General features: G+C 47.6%; 1 protein-coding gene. It reads left to right on the plus strand.

What is annotated here, in order from left to right:
• Positions 1-98: 98 nt before the first annotated feature.
• Positions 99-733, plus strand: a 635-nt coding sequence (locus tag AAC854_RS22830; protein WP_340619089.1) for an ISAs1 family transposase, incomplete at its 3' end; no start/stop codon positions are given.

Here is a 733-nt window from a genome sequence, read left to right on the forward strand (position 1 = left end):
CAGGGCAAACGGGTCTAAATTGACCAACATGGTGACTCGATACATTGAAATAGGACAAGACCACTATTTATTTGTGATTTATCATCAGCACCCTGTTAATGATTACGGTAGAAACTGCCATGCAAGCAACCACGATTAGCCATGCCTTTGGGGATCTCACCGATCCGCGTGTTAACCGAACTAAGCAATATGCTCTTATCGATATTCTGACCATCTCGATTTGTGCCGTGCTCTGTGGTTGTGAAGGTTTCAATGCGATTGAGGAGTACGGCAAATCCAAAGAAGCCTGGTTTCGGCAATTTCTGGAACTCCCAAATGGCATCCCCAGCCATGACACCTTTCACGATGTGATAAACCGGCTTGATCCCCAAGAGTTTGAGGCAGCTTTTATCCAATGGGTGAACAGGTTAGCCAAAATATCGGGTGACATTATCGCCCTGGATGGCAAAACATTGCGGGGAACACTCGATAACGCCAATGGCGCTTCGGCTCTTCATCTGGTCAGCGCCTGGTCAGTCGAGAATCAACTCTGCTTTGGTCAGGTGAAAGTCTCCGATAAATCGAACGAAGTCACTGCACTGCCCAAATTGCTGGCGCTGTTGGATATTGAAGGGGCTACCATCACGATTGACGCGATGGGCTGCCAGTACAAAATTGCTGACCAGATTGTTGAGAACAAAGCCGATTATGTGCTGGCGTTAAAAGGCAATCAGGGTGAGCTTCACGACGATAT

Origin of the sequence: Xenorhabdus entomophaga (assembly GCF_037996725.1) — a bacterium.
GTDB classification, from domain to species: domain Bacteria; phylum Pseudomonadota; class Gammaproteobacteria; order Enterobacterales; family Enterobacteriaceae; genus Xenorhabdus; species Xenorhabdus khoisanae.